At 53.8% G+C, this 20,053-nt stretch carries 17 protein-coding genes; 8 read left to right on the top strand and 9 right to left on the bottom strand.

Annotated elements, in window-relative coordinates; all coding sequences use genetic code 11:
- Window positions 1-234 precede the first annotated feature (234 nt).
- From hemW to rph, 3 genes are read right to left on the bottom strand one after another with little or no spacing between them, the layout of a single operon-like run.
- Window positions 235-1,398, bottom strand: a complete 1,164-nt coding sequence (hemW, locus tag E1162_RS14855; protein WP_155132489.1) for a radical SAM family heme chaperone HemW — start codon at window positions 1,396-1,398, stop codon at window positions 235-237.
- 16 nt (window positions 1,399-1,414) lie between these two features.
- A complete protein-coding gene (gene rdgB / locus E1162_RS14850) occupies window positions 1,415-2,038 on the bottom strand; it encodes an RdgB/HAM1 family non-canonical purine NTP pyrophosphatase (protein ID WP_155132486.1) in 624 nt (207 codons plus the stop codon).
- 11 nt (window positions 2,039-2,049) lie between these two features.
- Entirely contained in the window at window positions 2,050-2,769 is a 720-nt protein-coding gene (rph, locus tag E1162_RS14845) for a ribonuclease PH (RefSeq protein ID WP_155132483.1), read from the bottom strand.
- Between the two features lie 220 nt (window positions 2,770-2,989).
- Between rph and hrcA the strand changes: the two genes are divergently transcribed.
- Window positions 2,990-4,057, top strand: coding sequence for a heat-inducible transcriptional repressor HrcA (hrcA, locus tag E1162_RS14840; protein ID WP_371311958.1), 1,068 nt, complete (start codon window positions 2,990-2,992; stop codon window positions 4,055-4,057).
- Between the two features lie 64 nt (window positions 4,058-4,121).
- Entirely contained in the window at window positions 4,122-4,928 is an 807-nt protein-coding gene (locus E1162_RS14835; RefSeq protein ID WP_371311957.1) for a HesA/MoeB/ThiF family protein, read from the top strand.
- A 79-nt stretch (window positions 4,929-5,007) separates the two neighbouring features.
- Here the strand turns inward: E1162_RS14835 and E1162_RS14830 are convergent, their stop codons facing one another.
- From E1162_RS14830 to E1162_RS14805, 6 genes are all read right to left on the bottom strand, one after another.
- The gene (locus E1162_RS14830) at window positions 5,008-5,811 is read right to left on the bottom strand and encodes a glycosyltransferase family 2 protein (protein ID WP_155132477.1); all 804 of its coding nucleotides are present in this window, start codon (window positions 5,809-5,811) and stop codon (window positions 5,008-5,010) included.
- Window positions 5,812-5,962: 151 nt separating this feature from the next.
- Entirely contained in the window at window positions 5,963-8,893 is a 2,931-nt protein-coding gene (polA, locus tag E1162_RS14825) for a DNA polymerase I (protein WP_155132474.1), read from the bottom strand.
- A 108-nt stretch (window positions 8,894-9,001) separates the two neighbouring features.
- Complete coding sequence (locus E1162_RS14820) at window positions 9,002-9,736, bottom strand: hypothetical protein (RefSeq protein WP_155132471.1); 735 nt, start codon at window positions 9,734-9,736, stop codon at window positions 9,002-9,004.
- Window positions 9,733-10,512, bottom strand: coding sequence for a DUF2092 domain-containing protein (locus E1162_RS14815; RefSeq protein WP_257099014.1), 780 nt, complete (start codon window positions 10,510-10,512; stop codon window positions 9,733-9,735). The genes E1162_RS14820 and E1162_RS14815 overlap by 4 nt, the downstream gene beginning before the upstream one ends.
- A gap of 124 nt (window positions 10,513-10,636) precedes the next feature.
- A complete protein-coding gene (locus E1162_RS14810; RefSeq protein WP_155132465.1) occupies window positions 10,637-11,677 on the bottom strand; it encodes an acyltransferase family protein in 1,041 nt (346 codons plus the stop codon).
- A 140-nt stretch (window positions 11,678-11,817) separates the two neighbouring features.
- Window positions 11,818-12,375 (bottom strand): FxsA family protein, encoded by a 558-nt coding sequence (locus tag E1162_RS14805; protein WP_257099013.1) that lies wholly within the window; start codon window positions 12,373-12,375, stop codon window positions 11,818-11,820.
- A 260-nt stretch (window positions 12,376-12,635) separates the two neighbouring features.
- Here E1162_RS14805 and E1162_RS14800 point away from each other — a divergent pair, with 260 nt between their 5' ends.
- From E1162_RS14800 to murJ, 6 genes are all read left to right on the top strand, one after another.
- Window positions 12,636-13,373, top strand: coding sequence for a Tim44/TimA family putative adaptor protein (locus tag E1162_RS14800; protein WP_155132462.1), 738 nt, complete (start codon window positions 12,636-12,638; stop codon window positions 13,371-13,373).
- Between the two features lie 107 nt (window positions 13,374-13,480).
- Window positions 13,481-14,479: a murein transglycosylase A gene (gene mltA / locus E1162_RS14795; protein ID WP_155132459.1), complete on the top strand. Its 999-nt coding sequence runs from the start codon at window positions 13,481-13,483 to the stop codon at window positions 14,477-14,479.
- Window positions 14,476-15,111, top strand: a complete 636-nt coding sequence (locus tag E1162_RS14790) for a Smr/MutS family protein (protein ID WP_155132456.1) — start codon at window positions 14,476-14,478, stop codon at window positions 15,109-15,111. The genes mltA and E1162_RS14790 overlap by 4 nt, the downstream gene beginning before the upstream one ends.
- On the top strand, window positions 15,108-15,479 hold the full coding sequence (locus E1162_RS14785; RefSeq protein ID WP_155132453.1) for a helix-turn-helix domain-containing protein: 372 nt from the start codon (window positions 15,108-15,110) through the stop codon (window positions 15,477-15,479). Before E1162_RS14790 ends, E1162_RS14785 begins: the two co-directional genes overlap by 4 nt.
- 104 nt (window positions 15,480-15,583) lie before the next feature.
- Complete coding sequence (locus tag E1162_RS14780) at window positions 15,584-18,415, top strand: [protein-PII] uridylyltransferase (protein ID WP_155132450.1); 2,832 nt, start codon at window positions 15,584-15,586, stop codon at window positions 18,413-18,415.
- A gap of 9 nt (window positions 18,416-18,424) precedes the next feature.
- On the top strand, window positions 18,425-19,987 hold the full coding sequence (gene murJ / locus E1162_RS14775; protein WP_155132447.1) for a murein biosynthesis integral membrane protein MurJ: 1,563 nt from the start codon (window positions 18,425-18,427) through the stop codon (window positions 19,985-19,987).
- Window positions 19,988-20,053 lie beyond the last annotated feature (66 nt).

The raw sequence follows: 20,053 nt of genomic DNA, 5'->3' as shown, positions 1-20,053 counted from the left end.
TGCACTGCAAAATTCTTAGGTTTAATCACTTAGAACCTCAACATATAGGATAGTCGAATGGTGATTGGTCAAGGTTTTAGCGCGTATTATAGCGTCAATACGCGGGTCTATCTGTGAATATCTGGAAAAACCATTAATGTGCAACGCACAAATAGAAGCAGCCATTTTAGGCTACGCAACTATTTCCACCCAAATACGATGGGAATTCTGCAGCTCGAAAGAAGAGTAATGGAGCTAGTCTGAGACCAACTCACCCAGCACAGCGTTAAGTAGGCACATACCCTGCGGCGTTGCTCTAAGGCGGGTATTGCCAATCCACTCCACCATGCCATTTTCCTGCAACTGGGAAAGGCGGCGCTGGTTGAAGGTGCGGCCAGACAGCGCTTCATAGCGCGGTACATCCAGCCCCTCGACAAGGCGCAGCCCCATTAGCAGCATTTCATCGCCTTGCTCTTCTGTGGTCAGATCAAAGGACTCGGTGACGCCAATGCCAGCGCTATCGACAAGGCCCATCCACGTTTCAGGGTGCTTTTCCATAGAGGTCGCCAGCTTGCTGCCGTCCTCACGGGTGATGCGCCCGTGGGCACCGGGCCCTACGCCGACATAATCACCATAGCGCCAATAAACGAGATTGTGCTTGCACTCGGAGCCAGGCGCGGCATGGTTGGAAACCTCATAGGCGGGTAGGCCGCGCTGTGCGGTGATTTCCTGCGTCAAATCATAAAGATCCGCCGCTTTATCCGGATCGAGGATATCCATTTTTCCAGCCGCATAGAGGCGGTGGAACATGGTGCCTTCCTCGATTGTCAGCTGGTACATGGAAAGGTGATCAGCAGCCAAATCAATCGCTAAATTGATCTCCTCGCGCCAGCCTTCCAAGGTTTGTTCCGGGCGAGCATAGATGAGATCAAAAGAAATCTGCGGGAACGTCTTTCGCGCGGTCTCTACGGCGCGGATAGCCTCAGCTACGTTATGCTGGCGGCCAAGGATCTTCAAATCACGATCGTTAAGCGCCTGAATACCCACCGAAAGCCTGTTTACACCGGCTGCGCGATAACCGGCGAACCGGTTTGCCTCCACGCTGGTGGGATTAGCTTCCATGGAAATTTCAGCGCTTGGCGCAAGCGACCATTTGTCGGCAATCGCGTCGATAATGGCGGCAACCGTTTGCGGTTCCATCAGCGAAGGTGTACCTCCGCCGAAGAAGATAGAGCCAACTTCACGCCCCTTGGTCTGCTCGGCAAACCACGAAAGCTCTTTGATGAGAGCGTCAGCATAAGCTTGCTGTGAAACCGGCTGGTGGCGAACGTGTGAGTTAAAGTCACAATACGGGCATTTGGCCAAACAGAAGGGCCAATGCACATAGATTCCAAATCCGCCGTCCGGTTGCACAGTCATTTTTTGCTTTTTGAAGTTAGAGGCAGTCGGCCTTGAACAGGTCGAACGCACGTGAGCGGTGGGACAGGCTCGCCCCGACGCCTTGCTTTTCTGCCAATGTCATTTCACCAAAGGTTCTTTCAAAACCATCTGGCTGGAACATAGGATCATAGCCGAAACCTTCAAGGCCCTTTGGCGGCCAGATCGCGGTTCCGTGCACTTCGCCGCGGTAGTACTGGGCATGACCATCTGGCCATGCAAGGCACAGTACGGCAACAAAGTAACAGGCGCGATCGGCGGTAGAGGTAGCGCCAGCTTCTAGCAGCTTATCCTCTACCGCCTGCATTGCCACAGAAAAGTCCTTGGTAGGACCAGCCCAGCGGGCGGAGTAAATGCCAGGGGCGTCGTTAAGCGCCTTCACACAGAACCCACTATCGTCAGCAAGTGCTGGCAAACCAGAGGCGTTTGCCGCCGCCGCTGCTTTGATAAGCGCATTTGCTTCGAACGTGTCTCCGTCTTCAACCGGTTCAGGGAGGTCCAGCTCGGCTGCCGAAATGACTTCGTAGCCGTGCGGTGCCAAGAGATCCTGAATTTCCTTAAGCTTGCCCTTGTTGTGGGTAGCCAGAACAAGGCGGCCGGGCTCTAGTTTTCTGTGGCTCATACTCGTCTCTCTTAAAGAACGGTGAGTTTTTGCAGCTCGACCAACTTGCCGATGCTGTTCTTGGCAAGGCCCATCAGCTTGAGGAACTCTTCCTCGGAGAACGGCTCACCTTCAGCAGTACCCTGAATTTCTACAAGGCCGCCTTTGCCGGTCATAACAAAGTTTGCATCGGTGTCAGCAGAAGAATCCTCGTCATAGTCAAGGTCTGCAACCGGAACGCCCTCGTAGATGCCGCAGGAGATAGCAGCAACGTGGTCTTTCAGCACGTTTTCAACCTTCACCATCTCACGCGCTTCCATCCACTTCAGACAGTCGTGCAGAGCAACCCAAGCACCGGTGATCGATGCTGTGCGGGTACCGCCGTCAGCCTGAATAACGTCACAGTCGATGGTGATCTGGCGCTCGCCAAGAGCCTTCAGGTCCACAACAGCGCGCAGGGAACGGGCGATCAAGCGCTGGATTTCCAGCGTACGGCCAGATTGTTTGCCGGAGGAAGCCTCACGGCGCATACGGTCGTGGGTAGAGCGTGGCAGCATGCCATACTCAGCTGTTACCCAACCACGGTTTTGACCACGCAACCACGGCGGAACGCGCTCTTCCAAGCTAGCGGTGCACAGCACATGGGTGTCGCCAAACTTCACAAGGCAGGAACCTTCTGCGTGCTTAGTTACACCGCGTTCCAGTGTTACCGGACGCATTTCTTCCGGTGCGCGATTTGATGGACGTTTCAAAACCAACTCCGTTTCGATTTTTCAGCTCAATTCACTTGTTAACCGACTTGTAGCGCCCCATTCTGCGAAGCGCAAAGGAAGCTTTCGCTTTCCTCTCGTTCTTCCCTTTAATTCCGCTAGAGCACTGCAGTTTTCCCAGTGGTCATGAGCTAGATTGTGTCTGCACTTCCTGTTGGGTTACTATCCCACCTTGTAAAGCAGTTTCAGGAACCAATTCCCAGTGACCATCGGCCCTCCATCCGTTCCAATTCGTGATCTTGACGAGCGCTCTCGCGAGATTTTCCGCAGGATCGTTGATAATTATCTGGATACCGGTGAACCCACGGGATCGCGCAATCTGGCGCGAGGGCTGACCAAGCCGCTTTCTCCTGCCTCCATTCGCAATGTGATGTCAGACTTGGAGCATATGGGGCTGCTTTATTCTCCCCATACCAGCGCAGGACGTCTTCCGACGGAGACGGGCTTACGTCTCTTTCTCGATGGTCTTTTGGAGGTGGGCGATCTCACAAAGGAAGAGCGCCAGCAGATCGCCATTCAAGTAAAAGCCTCCCAAGACAAGAAGTCACCAGAGCAAATTCTCACCGAAGCCAGCCAGATGCTTTCCGGCCTTAGCCGAGGGGCAGGGGTTGTTCTGGCCCACAAGCGCGATGCAACACTGCGCCATGTAGAGTTTGTGCGTATCGAGCCATTGAAAGCCCTTGTTGTGTTGGTGAACGAAGATGGTGCCGTTGAAAACCGTATCATCGACTTGCCACCCGGTCTGCCGCAATCAGCGCTCACCGAAGCTGGAAACTATCTCAATTCCGTCATTCGAAATCGCACCTTAACCGAGGCAAAGTCGGAATTGGAACGCTTACGAAACGAAAATCAGGCAGAGCTGGACCGGCTAACATCCAAGGTCGTAGATACAGGTGTTGCGGTTTGGGCTGGCGAGCGCTCAGATAAGCCCAACCTCATTGTTCGGGGTCGCTCCAATCTGCTTCAAGATCTCGATGCTGCGGAAGACCTTGAGCGCATACGCATGCTGTTTGATGACCTTGAGAACAAGAACGACCTTATTCAGCTTCTGGAATCTTCCCAAGACGGTGAAGGGGTTCGAATTTTCATTGGATCAGAAAGCAAGCTGTTTTCCCTCTCCGGTTCCTCTTTGGTAGTGTCTCCTTATCGCGATAGCGAACAGCGGATTATCGGTGTGCTGGGCGTGATCGGACCTACGCGGCTCAATTACGCCCGCGTGATACCGATGGTTGATTACACCGCCCGCCTTGTGAGCCGTATACTTGGTTAAAACGTGCACTTTCGCTTTAATGATCTGAAAGCAAAGAAGAACGTGCAAATTGGAGTTTGAGACAGTGGAAGCTCTTAGCCCAGCTGAACTGGAGCGCTATGCGCGCCATATTGTGCTTCGTGATGTTGGAGGACCGGGCCAGCTGAAACTGAAATCAGCTCGCGTTCTGGTCATTGGAGCCGGAGGACTAGGCGCGCCGGTTCTGCAGTATCTAGCGGCTGCTGGCGTTGGCACACTTGGCATCGTTGACGATGACTATGTATCCCTATCCAACCTACAGCGGCAGATCATTCATGATACAGATCAGCTGGGCGAACCCAAGGTCGCCAGCGCAGCAGAAGCCATTGCACGCCTGAACCCCAACGTAAAAGTAGAACCGCTGCCGACCCGCATCACCGGCCAAAACGCCATGCAGCTAGTCTCGGCGTTTGATCTGGTGATTGATGGATCGGATAACTTCGCAACCCGCTATCTCGTCAGCGATGCGTGTTTCTTTGCGCAAAAGCCGCTGGTAACAGGCGCAGTCGGTCAATTCGATGGCTCTTTGACGCTATTGAGGCCATATGAGTGTGATGAGGCAGGCAAACCCAACCCAACCTATCGCTGCCTGTTTCCTAACGCACCGGCGGAAGGCACTGTGCCAACTTGCTCTCAAGCAGGTGTTCTTGGCGCTCTCACAGGTGTAGTGGGCTCATTGCAGGCGCTAGAAGCCATCAAAGAGATTGTTGGCTTTGGCGAAGGCCTTCTAGGCAGGCTGCTCCTGATCGACACCTACACAATGGCGTTTGACACCATCCGCTACAAACACTCGAAGAAAAATCCTCTCAACGGCGACAAACCGCAGAGCTGGGCAGAAATGCTAGAGGGGTAATCCCCTCTAGGCTATTTAAAGTTTGAGACCAACTCGGCCTGAACTGCTGCATGCATTCCCTAAAAGCTAGGTTTGCTTCCTAGTTCTGTTCGCCAGCATTCTTATTCAAAGTGTATTGATAGTATTTGGCTATCCGGATGAATCTGGAAAACGCGTAGTTGTTGGCGATTACAATTCCCCAGCCGCCGTACAAAAACGCGCGGCGGATGAAGTAGCTTTTGAAGAATGCGACAGGAAACTCCGTGAAGAGTCTGAAGGCTGATATGTGTCTTCCCTTAGCGATCATATCATCTAGCTGCATGTCGGAATAACGGTTCATTTTTTCGACAACAAACTGGATCGACCTTTGAGACCTGTGATCCATCTTGCCTTTTAATACCCCAATAGTCGCGTCTTTATCGGGCCTTACGGTGTCATGAACGCTGGAAGAAGAAAAGCGGCCTTTTTCTCTGTTGTACAAACGATATTGCCAATAACCGTAAGCCCACTTTTTCGCTGTTTTTTCATGCGGAAAAACATCGACAATATGTACCTTGTAGATGTCCTTTTCCGGTAATGGCCGAAACAGATTTTGGATCTCCGACGCCAAATCTCGGCTAATTGCCTCATCGGCGTCGATGTTTAAAAGCCACGTATTCCGACACTGATCTTCCGCAAAGCGCTTTTGCTCGCCATAGCCATTCCATTCGTTGAAATAGACCTTCGCGCCCGCTTCTTCTGCTATTTGGGTTGTTCGGTCAGTAGACCCTGAATCAACAACAATGATCTCGTCTACCCAGTCTTTAACACTGTCAATCGCCATCAAAATCCGGTCTTCTTCATCCTTGGTAATGATGAAAACCGAAATTGGTAACTTGTTATTTGGAATGCTTTTGTCAGACATCGAAGTTCTTCTAGCGTTTTGAAGTGCCAAACTGAATAAGTGTGGCTGGCATAGCCATGTATTGACCATCACATTAGTTGCGATAGTTAGAGGTGGCAAAGAGATTACAATTAACCTCTATGCCGCCTGCGCATTTGGGAGTGGAGAGGCGCTAGTGCGCCTCGTCCCAGTTATCAGCAGCTTCTGCTTCTACTTTTAGCGGCACGGAGAGTTTAACTGCAGGCTCCGCAGCTCGTTCCATCTCCGAAACGATCAAGGCTTTGGTTGCATCAACCTGATCTTCCGGCACCTCAAAGATCAATTCGTCGTGCACCTGAAGCAGCATTTTCGCATCCAGCTTTGCGTTCTCCAGCGTGTCGTCCATCCGCACCATCGCGCGGCGGATAATATCAGCAGCCGAGCCCTGAATAGGGGCGTTGATAGCGGCACGCTCAAAGAACTGACGCATGTTCGGGTTCTTTGTGTTCACATCTGGATAGTGCGCTTTGCGGCCAAAAATAGTTTCCACGTAACCGTTTGCATGGACGAACTTTTTGGTTTCTTCCATGTAATCGCGAATCCCCGGGAACCGCTCGAAGTAGGTTTTGATGTAATCACCCGCTTCACCGCGTGAAATGCCCAGCTGGTTGGCAAGGCCAAACGCAGAGATGCCATAGATGATACCGAAGTTGATGGCCTTTGCCTGACGGCGCACCATCGGATCCATACCTTCAATCGGCACACCGAACATTTCAGAGGCCGTCATCGCGTGAATGTCCAGCCCTTCTGCGAAGGCACGCTTGAGCTGCGGAATATCTGCCATGTGAGCAAGGATACGCAACTCGATCTGGCTATAGTCAGCTGAAATCAGCTTAAAGCCTTTCTCAGCAATAAACGCTTTGCGGATCTTGCGACCTTCCTCGGTGCGGATTGGAATGTTCTGCACATTCGGTTCAGAAGAAGACAAGCGACCCGTTGTCGTTGCCGCCAGTGAGAAGGAGGTGTGAACACGGCCGGTTTGCGGATTGATAAAGCCCGGCAATGCGTCGGTATAGGTGGATTTCAGCTTGGAAAGCTGACGCCAGTCGACAATCTTGCTTGGCAGTTCGTGGCCTTCAGCTGCCAGATCATCCAGCACCGATGCAGAGGTAGACCACGCGCCCGTTTTAGTCTTCTTGCCGCCCGGAAGACCCATTTTCGCAAACAGAATTTCACCAAGCTGTTTAGGGCTGCCAACGTTGAACGGTTCGCCCGCAATCTCGTGAATTTCCGCTTCCAGCGCTGCTGCTTTTTGCGCAAACTCGCCAGAAAGAAGCGAAAGGATCTGACGGTCGATCGCAACGCCGCGGCGCTCCATCTTCGCAAGCGTTTCAACCATCGGGCGCTCAAGGCGCTCGTAAACGGTTGCCATACCTTCAGAAGCAAGACGTGGTTTCAGAATTTCCCAGAGGCGAAGGGTAACATCTGCGTCTTCTGCAGCGTACTCTGTTGCCTTATCAAGTGGAACTTTGTCGAACGAAATCTGCGACTTACCGGAACCGCACACATCCTTGAACGGGATTGGTGTATGACCCAACCAACGTTCTGACAGCTCGTCCATGCCATTGCCGCCGACGCCTGCATCCAGCACGTAGGAGAGCAGCATCGTGTCATCAAACGGCGCCATTTCAATGCCGTAGCGCGACAGAACCAGCCAGTCGTATTTCATGTTCTGAGCGATTTTCAGAACAGACGGGTCTTCCAACATCGGCTTGAGGAGATCGAGCGCTTCGCTCATCGGGATCTGGCCGCTGACAAGCGCACCGCCGCCGAGAAGGTCGCCTTCCCCATCGACATGGGCGAGCGGGATGTAGCAGGCTTTGCCAGCAGCCGTTGCCAGCGATACGCCAACAAGGCCGGACTGCATGGCGTTGAGATCATCGGTTTCGGTATCAACCGCGACATAACCGGTTTCATAAGCAACAGAAATCCACGCTTGGAGTTGTTCCACCGTTGAAACTGTTTCGTATGCGGAACGATCTACAGGATTAGCTGACTGCTGCGCTTTTATACGCTCAACAAGAGCGGATGGGCTCCAGTTTTTGTCCTCAGCAATCCCCTCTTTGTCCGCAGGCTTATCCTCTGCTTTTGCAGCAGCTTCAAAACCAACAACAGGAACGTCAACGGCCTCGATAGCATCAGCTTCAGAACCGCAGAACTCCGCGACTTTGCGGGTCAGGCTGGTAAAGCCCATCGCCTTGAGGAAGCCAACTGCCGTTGGGCCGTCCACGTTGCAGCAGGAGAAGCTTTCCACCTCAACCTCAACCGGCACATCCTCTTTCAGCTGTACGAGGCGGCGGGAGATCCGAGCTTGCTCGGCAAACTCGATCAGGTTCTCGCGGCGCTTTTTCTGTTTGATGGTTTCGGCTTGTTCCAGAAGCGTATCCAGATCGCCAAACTCGTTGATAAGAAGCGCTGCCGTCTTCAGGCCGATGCCCGGAACACCGGGAACATTATCCACGCTGTCGCCAGCAAGAGACTGCACTTCCACGACCTTGTTTGGCGCGACGCCGAACTTTTCAAAAACTTCCGGAGCGCCGATTACCTTGTTCTTCATGGTGTCAACAAGGCCAATGCGCTCGGTAACAAGCTGCATCAAGTCCTTGTCACCAGAGACGATTGTCACCTTAGCACCAGCAGCTGCAGCCTGACGGGCGTAGGTGGCGATCAGATCGTCAGCTTCATAGCCTTCCTGCTCGATAGCAGGCAGGCCAAACGCGCGGGTCGCTTCTCGGATTAGGCCGAACTGCGGGATAAGATCTTCCGGCGGCGGCGGACGATGCGCTTTGTATTCAGGGTAAAAGTCATTGCGGAACGTCTTGCCGGACTTATCGAAGATCACAGCAAGGTGAGTTGCCCTTTCGCCAATTTCTTTTGACGGGCCTTCTTGGATCAGCTTCCAGATCATATTGCAGAAGCCGGAAACTGCGCCAACAGGCAAGCCATCCGGCTTACGGGTAAGCGGAGGCAGCGCGTGATACGCGCGGAAAATGAAGGTGGAACCATCGACCAAAATCAGGTGATCGTTCTCGTTAAGCGCTGGGGCTATGGATGACGTGGACATGGGCGGATCATGCCCGCGCAGGCGGCGCTTGAAAAGAGGCGAACTGCGCTATCAAGCTAACTTTTTTATCTGGTTGCATGCGCGCGCCGGCGCGCGCATAGCGTTTCGTCAAATCGGCTGGAAACCTGACTGGTTATTTATGAGAACCGGACGGTAACGAATACCCTCACACTCAAACACCAATTGCCCTTTATGAATGGCGAAGAACTCGCGAAGGGATTGCTCCTCAACCGGCAGGTTTTCGATGGCCTCCAAAAACGCCTCGTGGCTTTGCTCAGCGACGACGGGAACCAAAACCGGTTTGCGCGGCGGCTCCTTCACCTGCGTTTTGGCTGTAAGTTTGCCAGCTTTGACTTTTACGCCTTCTGGAAGCTTCTTCAGCTCTTTCACCTTTTGCTCCGGTGCATCTGCTTTGCCCGATGACATTAGCGGCGCTGGTGGCTTTAAAACCATGCAGGTCTGCGGAAGCTCATAAAGAACACCTTCGTCATAGCCGCCAAAGAAGAAATTCGAGGCGCTTTGAATGTCAGTGGCTCCCGCTTCCGCTTTGTGGTCGAAGACCGAGACAAGGGAATTGCCTTGCGCTTGAACGCGGCGGTTCTTGTTATCCCAGAACGAGCCAAGCGCCGTGCTGGTCTTGGCGACGGTTTCAGAAAACAAAACAGATCCATTTCCGTCAATGGCTCTTTCGGGCTTTGGCGGCGGGGCAACGTCGATCTTTGCAAAGTAGCGCGGCGCAGCAATCGCGGAGAGATCGGCAAGCGGTTCATCGATGGTGGTGAGTGCATAAGCAGCAAAGGCCACACTGGTTCCCGCCATCACGATACAGAGAAACTTCTTCATTGCTGCGTCCCCCTTACTTTCTTGCCGAAGTCGGGCAGGGCGAACTGGCTTGCGCCTGCAGGTGGATCAAAGCGGAACTCATTGTCCTTGAAGGTTGGCTTCAAGTTCCAACCACTGTAGCGCACATGGGTTTGTGGTAGCCCGTCCAGAAGTTTGTAGGAGAGGATCAGATAACCCGGCAGGCCGGTGTCCTCGTAAATCCAGATCTGCCAATCGATATCCTGACTGAAGAACGCCAAGTGATGGGCAACGCCTTCTGGCAGTAACTCCCGCCCCACATAAAGCGCGGTGTTGGTCCAGTTATTGATGGTATTGGAAAGATTGCGATTGATGATGTCCAGACCGGGGAAGGAGAGCTGGAACTCATCGCGCAGAACCTTCACCAAACTACCGGAATCGCCGGTAAAGTCGCCCTCGGTGTAAAGGTTCCTCGTGACATCGTAGTAGCTCATGATGCCGTCGAAATAGAAGAGCTGGCTCAGACCGTTCACGCGAGGCAGCTCAATCTTGATCTTATCCTCTCCCTCCAGTTTTACCGAATACTGGTAGGTGAAGTTGAGGGGGACCAGATCTTTGAATACACGCTCTTCACTGGCATTCACCGTGAACTGCATTTTTTCGGTATTGCGAAACAGCTCCAGCAAATCAGAAAGCATCTTCAATGCCTTCTCATCCTGCCTTTGTATGGTCGGGTTGGCGTTCGCCCCCGCAAAGGGAAGAGAAAGAATAAAGCACAGCAGCAGAGCGCTCACGCCCGCCTTTATCCAGCTCATCATTGGCAAGTCCATTGTTCTTGTGGTTCTTGGTGATGCCAAGCGGCCAGCGACCTGACCCGTAAGGCCAAGCCGCTAACAAGGACTATAGATGAAGCAGGTAAAGAAGCTCTAACGCTGCGTCAGTTTATTGTGCTGGTTCTGCCGCAGCTCTTGGAGAACGGGCGATGTAGGCCCATTGCGGCCGCTCAAAAAGGAAGGCGCCAAAGCCGGTTTTTTCAATAAGCCACCACAAGATCAGCGGACCGACGACAGCAGCGCTTGTTACGAGCAAAGACAAAGTCCCTGCGTCTGGCACAACGCCGAGCTTGATCAAGACCGTGCGGGTCACTGCCATGGGGAAGAAGAAGGCCAGATAAACCGCGATAGAGCGCTGACCGCAGTACCGCAAGAAACCGAGGCGGTGAACATCGGCTAGCAGCGCCGAAACGCAAATCACAGCAAAAGCGCCAAGCGCACCCAAACCGAGAGACACGAACGGCAGCTGCGAATAACCGGCAAAGACGACGGTTCCGTTCACCAGTCCCCAAAGCGCTAGCAGAGCAAGCGCCTTTAGCGCATTGGCACGCACCCAAGCGGCCAACTCAAAAATCTTGGAGGCAAAGATATAACCGGCGAAGAAGAACACAAAACGTCCCGCCGTTTCATCAAGCAGCAGCCAGCCTGTGTGAATGGTGGCGATTTGCGCAATAGCTGCAACAGCCAACGTCACCTGCCAAGGCACCTTGAATTGATGCAGCAGTTTAGTCAGCACAAAGAAGATCGGCAGAATGTAGATAAACCAAAGGGTACCAAAGGGCTGAAGATACGCCATTGGATACATCAGCAGCGCTTCGTTCCAGCCGTATTCACCGGCAAACGATGGTAGTTTCAGTGCAAACTGGATGGTCAGCCACAGGGCGTAGAAATAGAAAAAGTGGACCAGCTTACGGTCCAGATACAAGCGCCAGTCGCGATTGATGACATTTGCGAGGAACAAGCCGGAGATCATAAAAAAGTCCGGCATTCTGAAAGGCGCAGCAAAAGCAACGATTGCGCCCATCCAGCCGGTTTCACCGATTGCAGCTCCAACACCCAAGGTGGAGTGCATCATGACAACCAAAATGATGCAGAAGCCTTTGGCATAATCGACCCAGTCGATCCGCGCTGCCGCCGATGCTCGTTCCATGAATAACCCCACCAGAATCAATTATTGAATTTTTACAGCTTTTCTAAACTGCACTAGGTATATCTTTGGAGGGGTCGGGGACATGATCAAATTATTGTTACAGTTAACCGGAGCCTGACAGCAGGCTCCAGCTCTATTTGTCAGTCGGTTTTATCGTCACGCCACGGGCTAATGCGGTCCTGACCATTGGATGGGCCATTGCGGCGGCCATCGCGATCTTCAGAGCTAGACCACTCACCTTCGTCAAGGTCTACAACACCGCTATCGCGCTTGTAGCTTTGCGAGGTTTTGATGTTCACCGTGCGCATATCAACGCGGGCAGCCAAAAAGCGGCCAACTGCTGCGCGTACTGGCGGAATAAACAGCAGTAAACCGATGGCATCGGTGAAGAATCCCGGGATGAGCAACATGATAGCGGCAACCACGATGAGGGCGCCCTGCATCAGCTCGTCACCCGGCACACGTCCTGCATCCATCTCCGAGCGCATTCGCATCAAAAGCGAAAGCCCTTGATGGCGCAACATGAGAGAACCGGCTGCTGCAGTTGCTACTGTAAGCAGAATTGTTGGAATAGCGCCGATTTCACTGCCGACCTCGATGAAAAGATAAATTTCAATCGTTGGCAGCAGAATAAAGGCAGCAAGTAAGATCAATCCAATTGGCATGGCTTCGCTTTTATAATCCGTTTTCCCGAACATAGGCGCTGCACTGTTGTTTTTCGAGTGTAATCAGCGAAAAACAACAAACTCTAGTACGATTTCTTAGATTATTTCCCCAAGGACATTAAAGTTTGGTGCCCCGTCTAAGGTACAATCCGGAAATCACTGGAAGTTGCGCGTAGAAACCTTAAATTAGTGACAGAGGCTGTAAAAAGCGTTAGAGCCAAACTAAATGAACAGGCGGGCTGCAACAAATATCGGTTGCGGCGTTGTAGAATAGGACCGGTCGGCGACGTGACATGAGCGAGATTTTTGACGTAACCAATATTATTTTTCTCGTAGCAGCTGTTTTTATCTTCCTTCGTCTCCGCTCCGTACTTGGAAAACGGACAGGGAACGAGCGGCCGCCATATGATCCATACTCCGCACGCGGAGAAAAGAAGGAACCTGAAAAGCGCGCAAACGGTAATGGCGACAATGTCATTCCGCTGCCAGGTAATGAAAAAACCGGCAATGCACGCGTTTATGATGAAAGCCGCGATGAAATCGAGGCAGCCATCAATCAGGTTGCTCCTGCAGGATCACCAAGCAACGAGAAACTTCACGAGATTCTCAAATTCGAGCCTAACTTCAATCCGAAAGAGTTCATCAAAGGCGCAGGCGCTGCCTATGAGATGATCATCACTGCGTTTGCCCATGGCGACCGCAAGACCTTGAAGGGTCTGCTTTCCGATGAAGTGTTTGATGGTTTTGTTGGCGCGATCAACGAACGAGAATCCCGCAAGGAAACTGTCGATTCGACCTTTATCGGCATCGATAAGGCAGCCATTTCGGACGTAGACCTGACCGGCAACGTTGCGCAGATTACTGTTCGATTGAAAGCACAGTTGATCTCCGCGACCAAGGACGAAGAAGGCCACATTGTTGATGGTGACCCGACTCAGGTGAGCGAAGTGACCGACATCTGGACCTTCAGCCGTGAACTGGGCTCCAACAATCCAAACTGGAAACTTGTGGCAACTGAATCGGCAGAATGATTTTCTCGTGCGGCTGGTTCAGCCTGCGCGGCATACTCGGAAGCGCTTTGTTAGTCCTGCTTTCAGCAGTAACAGTTGAGGCAGGGGAGCGCGCCAAGCCAAGCAAGATGAAAAGCCATTCTATAAAGTTCGAGAATATTGACGGTTGGGCTGCGGAAGATCATTCCGCGGCCTTTTCCGTGTTCATGGCCCAGTGCAAAAACGCCCAGTCGCTGCAGCACTTCTGGGAGGGCACGCAAAAACAAGAGTTTCTTGAAATCTGCCGCCGAGCCACATCTCTTGGCCCGCTTGATGATGTGCGCGCGCGGATGTTTTTTGAAAACCACTTCCAACCCGAACTTGTTGATCACGATGGGTTCGTGACCGGCTATTACCAGCCGGAGGTCACCGCATCTCTTACGCCAAGCCGCCGCTTTTCGGTTCCCCTTCACGGGCTACCTGAGGGCATGAAGCAGCTGCCAAACCGCGCGGCGGTGATGGACGGAGCGCTTGACGGCAAGGGTCTGGAGCTGGTGTGGCTTGAAAGCCCTGCCGATGCGTTTTTTATCGCAATCCAAGGCTCGGCCCGCTTGAGGCTGGAAGACGGCAGCGCACGCCAACTACGCTTTGCCGGTAAATCCGGTCATCCTTACACGCCCATCGGGCGTATTCTCATCGAGCGCGGCGAGGTCTCTCGCGAGGCTATGTCCATGCAGGCCATTCGCGATTGGCTGGACGCTAACCCTGATCAAAGAGATGGGCTGCTGCGCCAGAACGAAAGCTATATCTTCTTCTCGCTAGACGATGAAGACGGTGGACCCAAAGGAGGCGCTGGCATACCGCTAACCGCAATGCGATCGCTGGCAATTGACCGCAACCTGCACCCTTACGGCATGCCGATCTTTGTGCAGACGCGGCTGCCCTGGGCGTTTGGTCTGGAAAAAAAGTTCCAGCGACTAATGATTGCGCAGGATACGGGCTCTGCCATTGTTGGCCCAGCGCGAGGGGACATATATACAGGCGAGGGAATTGAGGCAGGAGATCTGGCGGGCCGCATAAAACACGAGGCGCGCTTTATTGTATTTCGCCCCAAGCCAATCTTGGCAGGGTACGGACCGAACGCATGACAATGAATAACAACAACAATAGAAGGCGGCGCAAGCACCTTTCTGCGTCGGACCGGCTCCTATGGCAGCGGGTAACAACCTCGGTTACCCCAATGCACCCAGAGGGTGAGGCGTTCAATCAGGAAGACCTTGTTCCGCATGTGCCAGAGCCAACACCAGCCGAGATAAACGCAGCTAAAAAGGCCAAGGCCGAAGCGAAGGTTCACGTTTCTTCTGCTGCCTTGCGAGCACCAAAACCTGCCGTTCCATCCATTCCGCCTCTGGTCACCATGCACCGCAGAGAGCGCAAAAAGGTCACCAAGGTCGGCGGACGCACTATCGATGGCCGTCTTGATCTGCACGGCTATACCCAGCAGCAGGCCCATGATCGGCTGCGCGGGTTTTTGCATCACGCGCAGGTTTCCGGCTATTCCTTGGTGCTTGTCATCACAGGTAAAGGCAGCCGCGCGAAGGGCTTTTCCTTTGGCGATGATCGCGGCGTGTTGCGACGTATGGTTCCACACTGGCTTTCAGCTCCGGATTTTCGCCAGTTGGTGCTAGGATTTGAAGAAGCTCATCTTACCCATGGCGGTGAGGGGGCAATTTATGTTCAAATTCGCAAGCGCAGGAATTCATCCAGAGATTACTCATGACACCATTTGGAGCCAAAGTTCGGGAACTGCGAAAGAAAAACAACAGGACGCTGAAAGAGATGGCGGAAGCCCTTTCGGTTTCCAGCGCCTATCTGTCTGCCCTTGAACACGGCAAGCGCGGCACACCAACTTGGTATATGGTTCAGCGCATCATCACCTATTTCAACGTGATTTGGGACGAGGCTGAAGAGCTGCAACGTCTTGCCGAGCTTTCTGACCCACGCGTGACCATTGATACCGGCGGCCTTAGCCCCAACGCCACTGAACTCACCAACATGGTGGCAATGAAAATCAGCGGCCTCTCCGAAGAGTCTATTGACCACCTTTTGCACCAGCTACGTGTTGTTTGCGCCAAGGACAACGTGTAAACACATAGCCCTACGGGCTTGCAAAACATAAAATAACGCAGGACATTCAAGAGGTCTGCGCTTTCGCAAGCCGCAGTAGCCCCACAGGGAATGGACGCGCCGTTATGACACCTGCCGCACTAAAGATTTCACACCTTTTAGAGCCACCTGCTGTTCTTGAAGAGTTCGCAGCGCTGATTGAAAAGCATGGCGGCGATGGCTCCAGCCCCAAAGTGCGCAGTGCTGTTCTTTCCCGTTTGAAAGAGCTGAACAAAGCGGGCCGCGCCGAAATTGAGCAGATGCTTCTGGATGATGGCAGCGGACGGCGTTGCGCCGAGCGCCTATCGGGTCTGCAAGACTTGCTCATTCAGGTGATCTACGAGTTTGCGACCACCTACGTTTATCCCAACAAGAACCCGACCAAGGCAGAACGCATCAGCGTGATTGCCGTTGGCGGTTATGGCCGCGCAACGCTTGGGCCGCAGTCGGATATCGATCTGCTGTTTGTCTGGCCCTACAAGCAAACCGCGTGGGGCGACCAGATCGTTGAATACATCCTTTACATGCTTTGGGACATGGGTTTCAAAGTGGGCCACTCCACCCGCAGCCTTAACGAATGCATCAAGCAGGCACGCGATGATATGACCATCCGCACCGCCGTGCTTGAGGCGCGTTATGTCTGGGGCGATCTTTCGCTCTACGAAACGCTGGTGGAGCGCTTTGATAAGGAGGTTATCGCAGGCTCTGGGCCCGAGTTTATTGCCGCAAAGCTTGCCGAGCGCGATGAACGTCACGCCCGTCACGGTGTCTCCCGCTATCTGGTGGAACCGAACGTCAAAGAGGGTAAGGGCGGTCTGCGCGACCTCAACACCCTGTTCTGGATCGGCAAATACTTCTACCGTGTGCGCAACGGCTCGGAACTGGTGGAGAAGGGCGTTTATTCCCGCCGACAGCTCAACAGCTTCCGCAAATCCCAAGACTTTCTCTGGGCTGTTCGCTGCCACCTGCATTTTCTTACCAAGCGGCCGGAAGACCGCCTGACCTTTGACGTTCAGCGCGAGATCGCCACCCGCCTTGGCTACAAGGACCATCCGGGCCAGCAGAACGTTGAGCGCTTCATGAAGCACTACTTCCTCGTTGCAAAGGATGTGGGTGATCTCACCCGCGTGTTCTCCGCCGCGCTTGAAGAGCAACACGTTAAGCAGGCGCCGGGTATTTCCCGCTTCATCGAGCGCATTGTGCCGGGCAAGCTGCGCCGTCGCACCACGATTAAGGGCACCAAAGACTTTTACGACGAGAACGGGCGTATCGTTGCGGCGAATGAGAATATCTTCGAGCGTGACCCGACCAATCTGCTTCGCGTTTTCGTGCTGCTCGACACGCACAATCTCGACATTCACCCTGAGCTGCTGAAGCTGATCCGACGCTCTTTGAAGCTGATCACCACGGAATTGCGTCAGGATGAAGGGGCGAACCGCCTGTTCATGAAGGTGCTGTGCTCGCGTAGTGACCCTGAACCTGTCTTGCGCAAAATGAACGAAGCGGGCGTTCTGGGCCGCTTTGTACCGGAGTTTGGCAAGGTGATCGCGATGATGCAGTTCAACATGTATCACCACTTCACCGTAGACGAGCACCTCATCCGCTCCATTGGCGTGCTGTCGGAAATCGAACGCGGTCTGGGGGGGGATAATCATCCTCTGGCGACTGATCTTATCAAAACCGTGCCGAGCCGCCGCGTTTTGTATGTTGCGATGTTGCTGCATGATATCGCCAAGGGCCGGCCTGAGGACCACTCCATTGCAGGTGCGCGCATTGCCAGAAAGGTATGTCCGCGCCTAGGTCTTTCCGGATCCGAAACGGATACCGTTGCTTGGCTCATTGAGCATCATCTGGAAATGAGCACGGTGGCGCAGTCGCGTGATCTCAACGACCCGCAGACCATCAAAGATTTCTGCAACAAGGTGCAGAGCCTTGAGCGCCTGAAGCTGCTGCTCATCCTCACCGTTGCCGATATCCGCGCTGTAGGTCCGGGCGTCTTTAACGGCTGGAAGGGCCAGTTGCTGCGCACGCTCTACTACGAGAGCGAGACCATCTTGAGCGGCGGTCACAGCGCCATGAGCCATAACCAGCGCGTTGAGATGATCAAAAGCGAACTGGATGAAGCGCTTAAGAAAAAGCGCTGGAACGCCAAGCAGCGCGAAGAATACATGGGAAAGCATTACCGCGCCTACTGGCTGCGCGGCGATCTGGACAGCAAGTTGCGCCACGCCCAGATGATCCGCGATACGGAAGCCAAGGGTAATTTGCTGGCAACCCGCGTACAGCCGCACTCGTTCGAGGCGGTCACGGAAATCACCGTTCTGGCGCCCGATCATCCGCGCCTGCTTTCCATTATCGCTCATGCCTGCTTTGCCGCTGGCGCCAATATTGTTGATGCGCAGATCGACACCACCACCAACGGGCTGGCGCTGGACACCATTTTCGTTCGCCGCGAACTGCCGGAGGATGAGGACGAGCGCCGCCGCGGTGAGCGCATTGGCGAGCTGATTGAGCAGGCTCTGCAGGGCAAGGAGCCGGTTGTCAGCGCTGCTAAGGTGAAAAAGGCGACCAACTCCAAGAGTAAGGCGTTTGATATTGAAACCACCGTGCACGTGAGCAACTCATGGTCCGAGGACTACACGGTGGTCGAAGTATCGGGTCTTGACCGACCGGGCCTTCTTTATGACCTCACCAAAGCCATTTCCGCCCTTAACCTCAACATTGCCTCGGCACATGTTGTGACCTTTGGCGAGAGGGCGGTGGACGTGTTCTATGTAACTGATCTAATGGGAGACAAAATCAGCAACGTGGGCCGTCAGGAAGTCATACGCGATACCATGCGCATTGCCTTTGACGGTGCAGATGCCGAGCCTGCTCCAAAGCCACGCGGCGGGCGGCCACATAAATTGGCGAGCTAAACATACTTTATGAGCCTGATTAAGAACTTTGCCACAGTAGGCGGCGCTACAATGTTGAGCCGCCTACTCGGTTTCATTCGTGACATGCTGTTGGCTGCCTTTGTGGGTACCGGACCTGTGGCGGATGCGTTTGTGGTGGCCTTTCGCTTGCCAAACCTCTTCCGCCGCCTGTTTGCGGAAGGGGCGTTCAACTCCGCCTTTATTCCGCTGTTTGCCCGCTCAGTAGAAGAAGAGGGCAAGAAGGGCGCGCGCCAGTTTGCTGGCGAGATTGCTGCAGCGCTGTTCTGGACGCTTGTTGTTGTAACCGCAGTTGCCGAGCTCTTCATGCCGGCTTTGGTGTTCCTGCTGGCGCCGGGGTACTTTGAAGACCCGACAAAGTTCGACCTCACCGTGTTGATGTCGCGCATCGCCTTTCCATACCTGCTGTTCATGTCACTGCTGGCGTTTATCTCCGGCATTTTGAACACCTACCAGCGCTTTGCTGCAGCGGCACTGGCGCCTGTTATGCTGAATGTGGTGATGATCCTCGTTCTGGCAGGTATCGGCCTTTCCGACCGTGCGCCTGACCAGCTCACCGGTATCATTTTGATGTGCGGTGTTTCGTTTGCCGGTCTTGTTCAGCTTGCCTTTGTTGCTTTTGACATGCGCCGTATCGGCTTTTCCGTGCCTATCAAACGCCCCCGTATGACGAAAGGCGTTAAGCGCTTGCTGGCTCTTGGTATTCCGGGCGTTATTGCTGGCGGCATTACCCAGATCAACATTACCGTTGGCACCATCATCGCCTCCTTGCAGGAAGGCGCAAACGCTTATCTTTACTACGCAGACCGCATCTATCAGCTGCCACTTGGTACAGTGGGCGTTGCCATTGGCGTTGTACTGCTTCCAAGCCTGACCCGTCAGCTGCGCTCTGGTGATGTTCAAGCGCTCATGGACACCCAGAACCGCTCCTTTGAGTTCGCTCTAGCGCTCACCCTGCCTGCCGCTGTTGCGCTGGTTGTAATTCCAACGGAAATCATTTCGGTTCTCTTCGAGCGCGGCCAATTCGACAGTGCAGCGGTTGCTAACACCGCAACGGCGCTGATGGCGTTTGCTGTCGGTCTTCCGGCCTTTGTGCTCAACAAGGTGCTGTCACCGGGCTACTTCTCTCGCGAAGACACCAAAACGCCAATGTATTTTGCAGGCGTTTCCATGGTCGTGAACGTGGTGCTTTCTATCGCTTTGTTCCCGTACCTTCAGCATGTGGGCATTGCCGTTGCAACGTCGGTTGCTGGCTGGGCCAACACAGGCCTGCTGGGTTATGTGCTTTGGAAGCGCGGCCATTTCCAGACCGATAAAACCTTGATGCGCCGCGTTCCGCTGCTGCTGCTGGCCAGCCTTTTGATGGGCGCAGCCGTTTATGCCGCTGCAGTTTTCCTTGCGCCAATGGCGACATCTCCGCTGTTTATCGTGCGGGCAGGGCAGCTTGGCATTTTGGTGCTGGTGGGCATGGTCACCTTTGCGGTTCTAGCCCAAGTGACTGGCGCCTTTAACCTAAAGGAACAAGCCAAACGTCTGCGCCGGCGCAAACAATAAGCAGGTCCATTTTCAGAAAACGGTGACTCGCTGCAATTTTTGTTGCGCGCGGGCTCGCCGTTCTTC

This window comes from Pseudovibrio flavus (assembly GCF_009711345.1).
Classification (GTDB): domain Bacteria; phylum Pseudomonadota; class Alphaproteobacteria; order Rhizobiales; family Stappiaceae; genus Pseudovibrio; species Pseudovibrio flavus.
Note: the sequence above shows the minus strand (reverse complement) of the source record. Positions and strands in the feature narration are given on the sequence as shown.

Bases quoted from the DNA above. Each gene is read 5' to 3' on its own strand.
- hemW (WP_155132489.1), bottom strand. From the start codon at position 1,398: ATGACTGTGCAACCGGACGGCGGATTTGGAATCTATGTGCATTGGCCC.
- rdgB (WP_155132486.1), bottom strand. From the start codon at position 2,038: ATGAGCCACAGAAAACTAGAGCCCGGCCGCCTTGTTCTGGCTACCCAC.
- E1162_RS14830 (WP_155132477.1), bottom strand. From the start codon at position 5,811: ATGTCTGACAAAAGCATTCCAAATAACAAGTTACCAATTTCGGTTTTC.
- polA (WP_155132474.1), bottom strand. From the start codon at position 8,893: ATGTCCACGTCATCCATAGCCCCAGCGCTTAACGAGAACGATCACCTG.
- E1162_RS14820 (WP_155132471.1), bottom strand. From the start codon at position 9,736: ATGAAGAAGTTTCTCTGTATCGTGATGGCGGGAACCAGTGTGGCCTTT.
- E1162_RS14815 (WP_257099014.1), bottom strand. From the start codon at position 10,512: ATGATGAGCTGGATAAAGGCGGGCGTGAGCGCTCTGCTGCTGTGCTTT.
- E1162_RS14810 (WP_155132465.1), bottom strand. From the start codon at position 11,677: ATGGAACGAGCATCGGCGGCAGCGCGGATCGACTGGGTCGATTATGCC.
- E1162_RS14805 (WP_257099013.1), bottom strand. From the start codon at position 12,375: ATGTTCGGGAAAACGGATTATAAAAGCGAAGCCATGCCAATTGGATTG.
- E1162_RS14800 (WP_155132462.1), top strand. From the start codon at position 12,636: ATGAGCGAGATTTTTGACGTAACCAATATTATTTTTCTCGTAGCAGCT.
- mltA (WP_155132459.1), top strand. From the start codon at position 13,481: ATGAAAAGCCATTCTATAAAGTTCGAGAATATTGACGGTTGGGCTGCG.
- E1162_RS14790 (WP_155132456.1), top strand. From the start codon at position 14,476: ATGACAATGAATAACAACAACAATAGAAGGCGGCGCAAGCACCTTTCT.
- E1162_RS14785 (WP_155132453.1), top strand. From the start codon at position 15,108: ATGACACCATTTGGAGCCAAAGTTCGGGAACTGCGAAAGAAAAACAAC.
- E1162_RS14780 (WP_155132450.1), top strand. From the start codon at position 15,584: ATGACACCTGCCGCACTAAAGATTTCACACCTTTTAGAGCCACCTGCT.
- murJ (WP_155132447.1), top strand. From the start codon at position 18,425: ATGAGCCTGATTAAGAACTTTGCCACAGTAGGCGGCGCTACAATGTTG.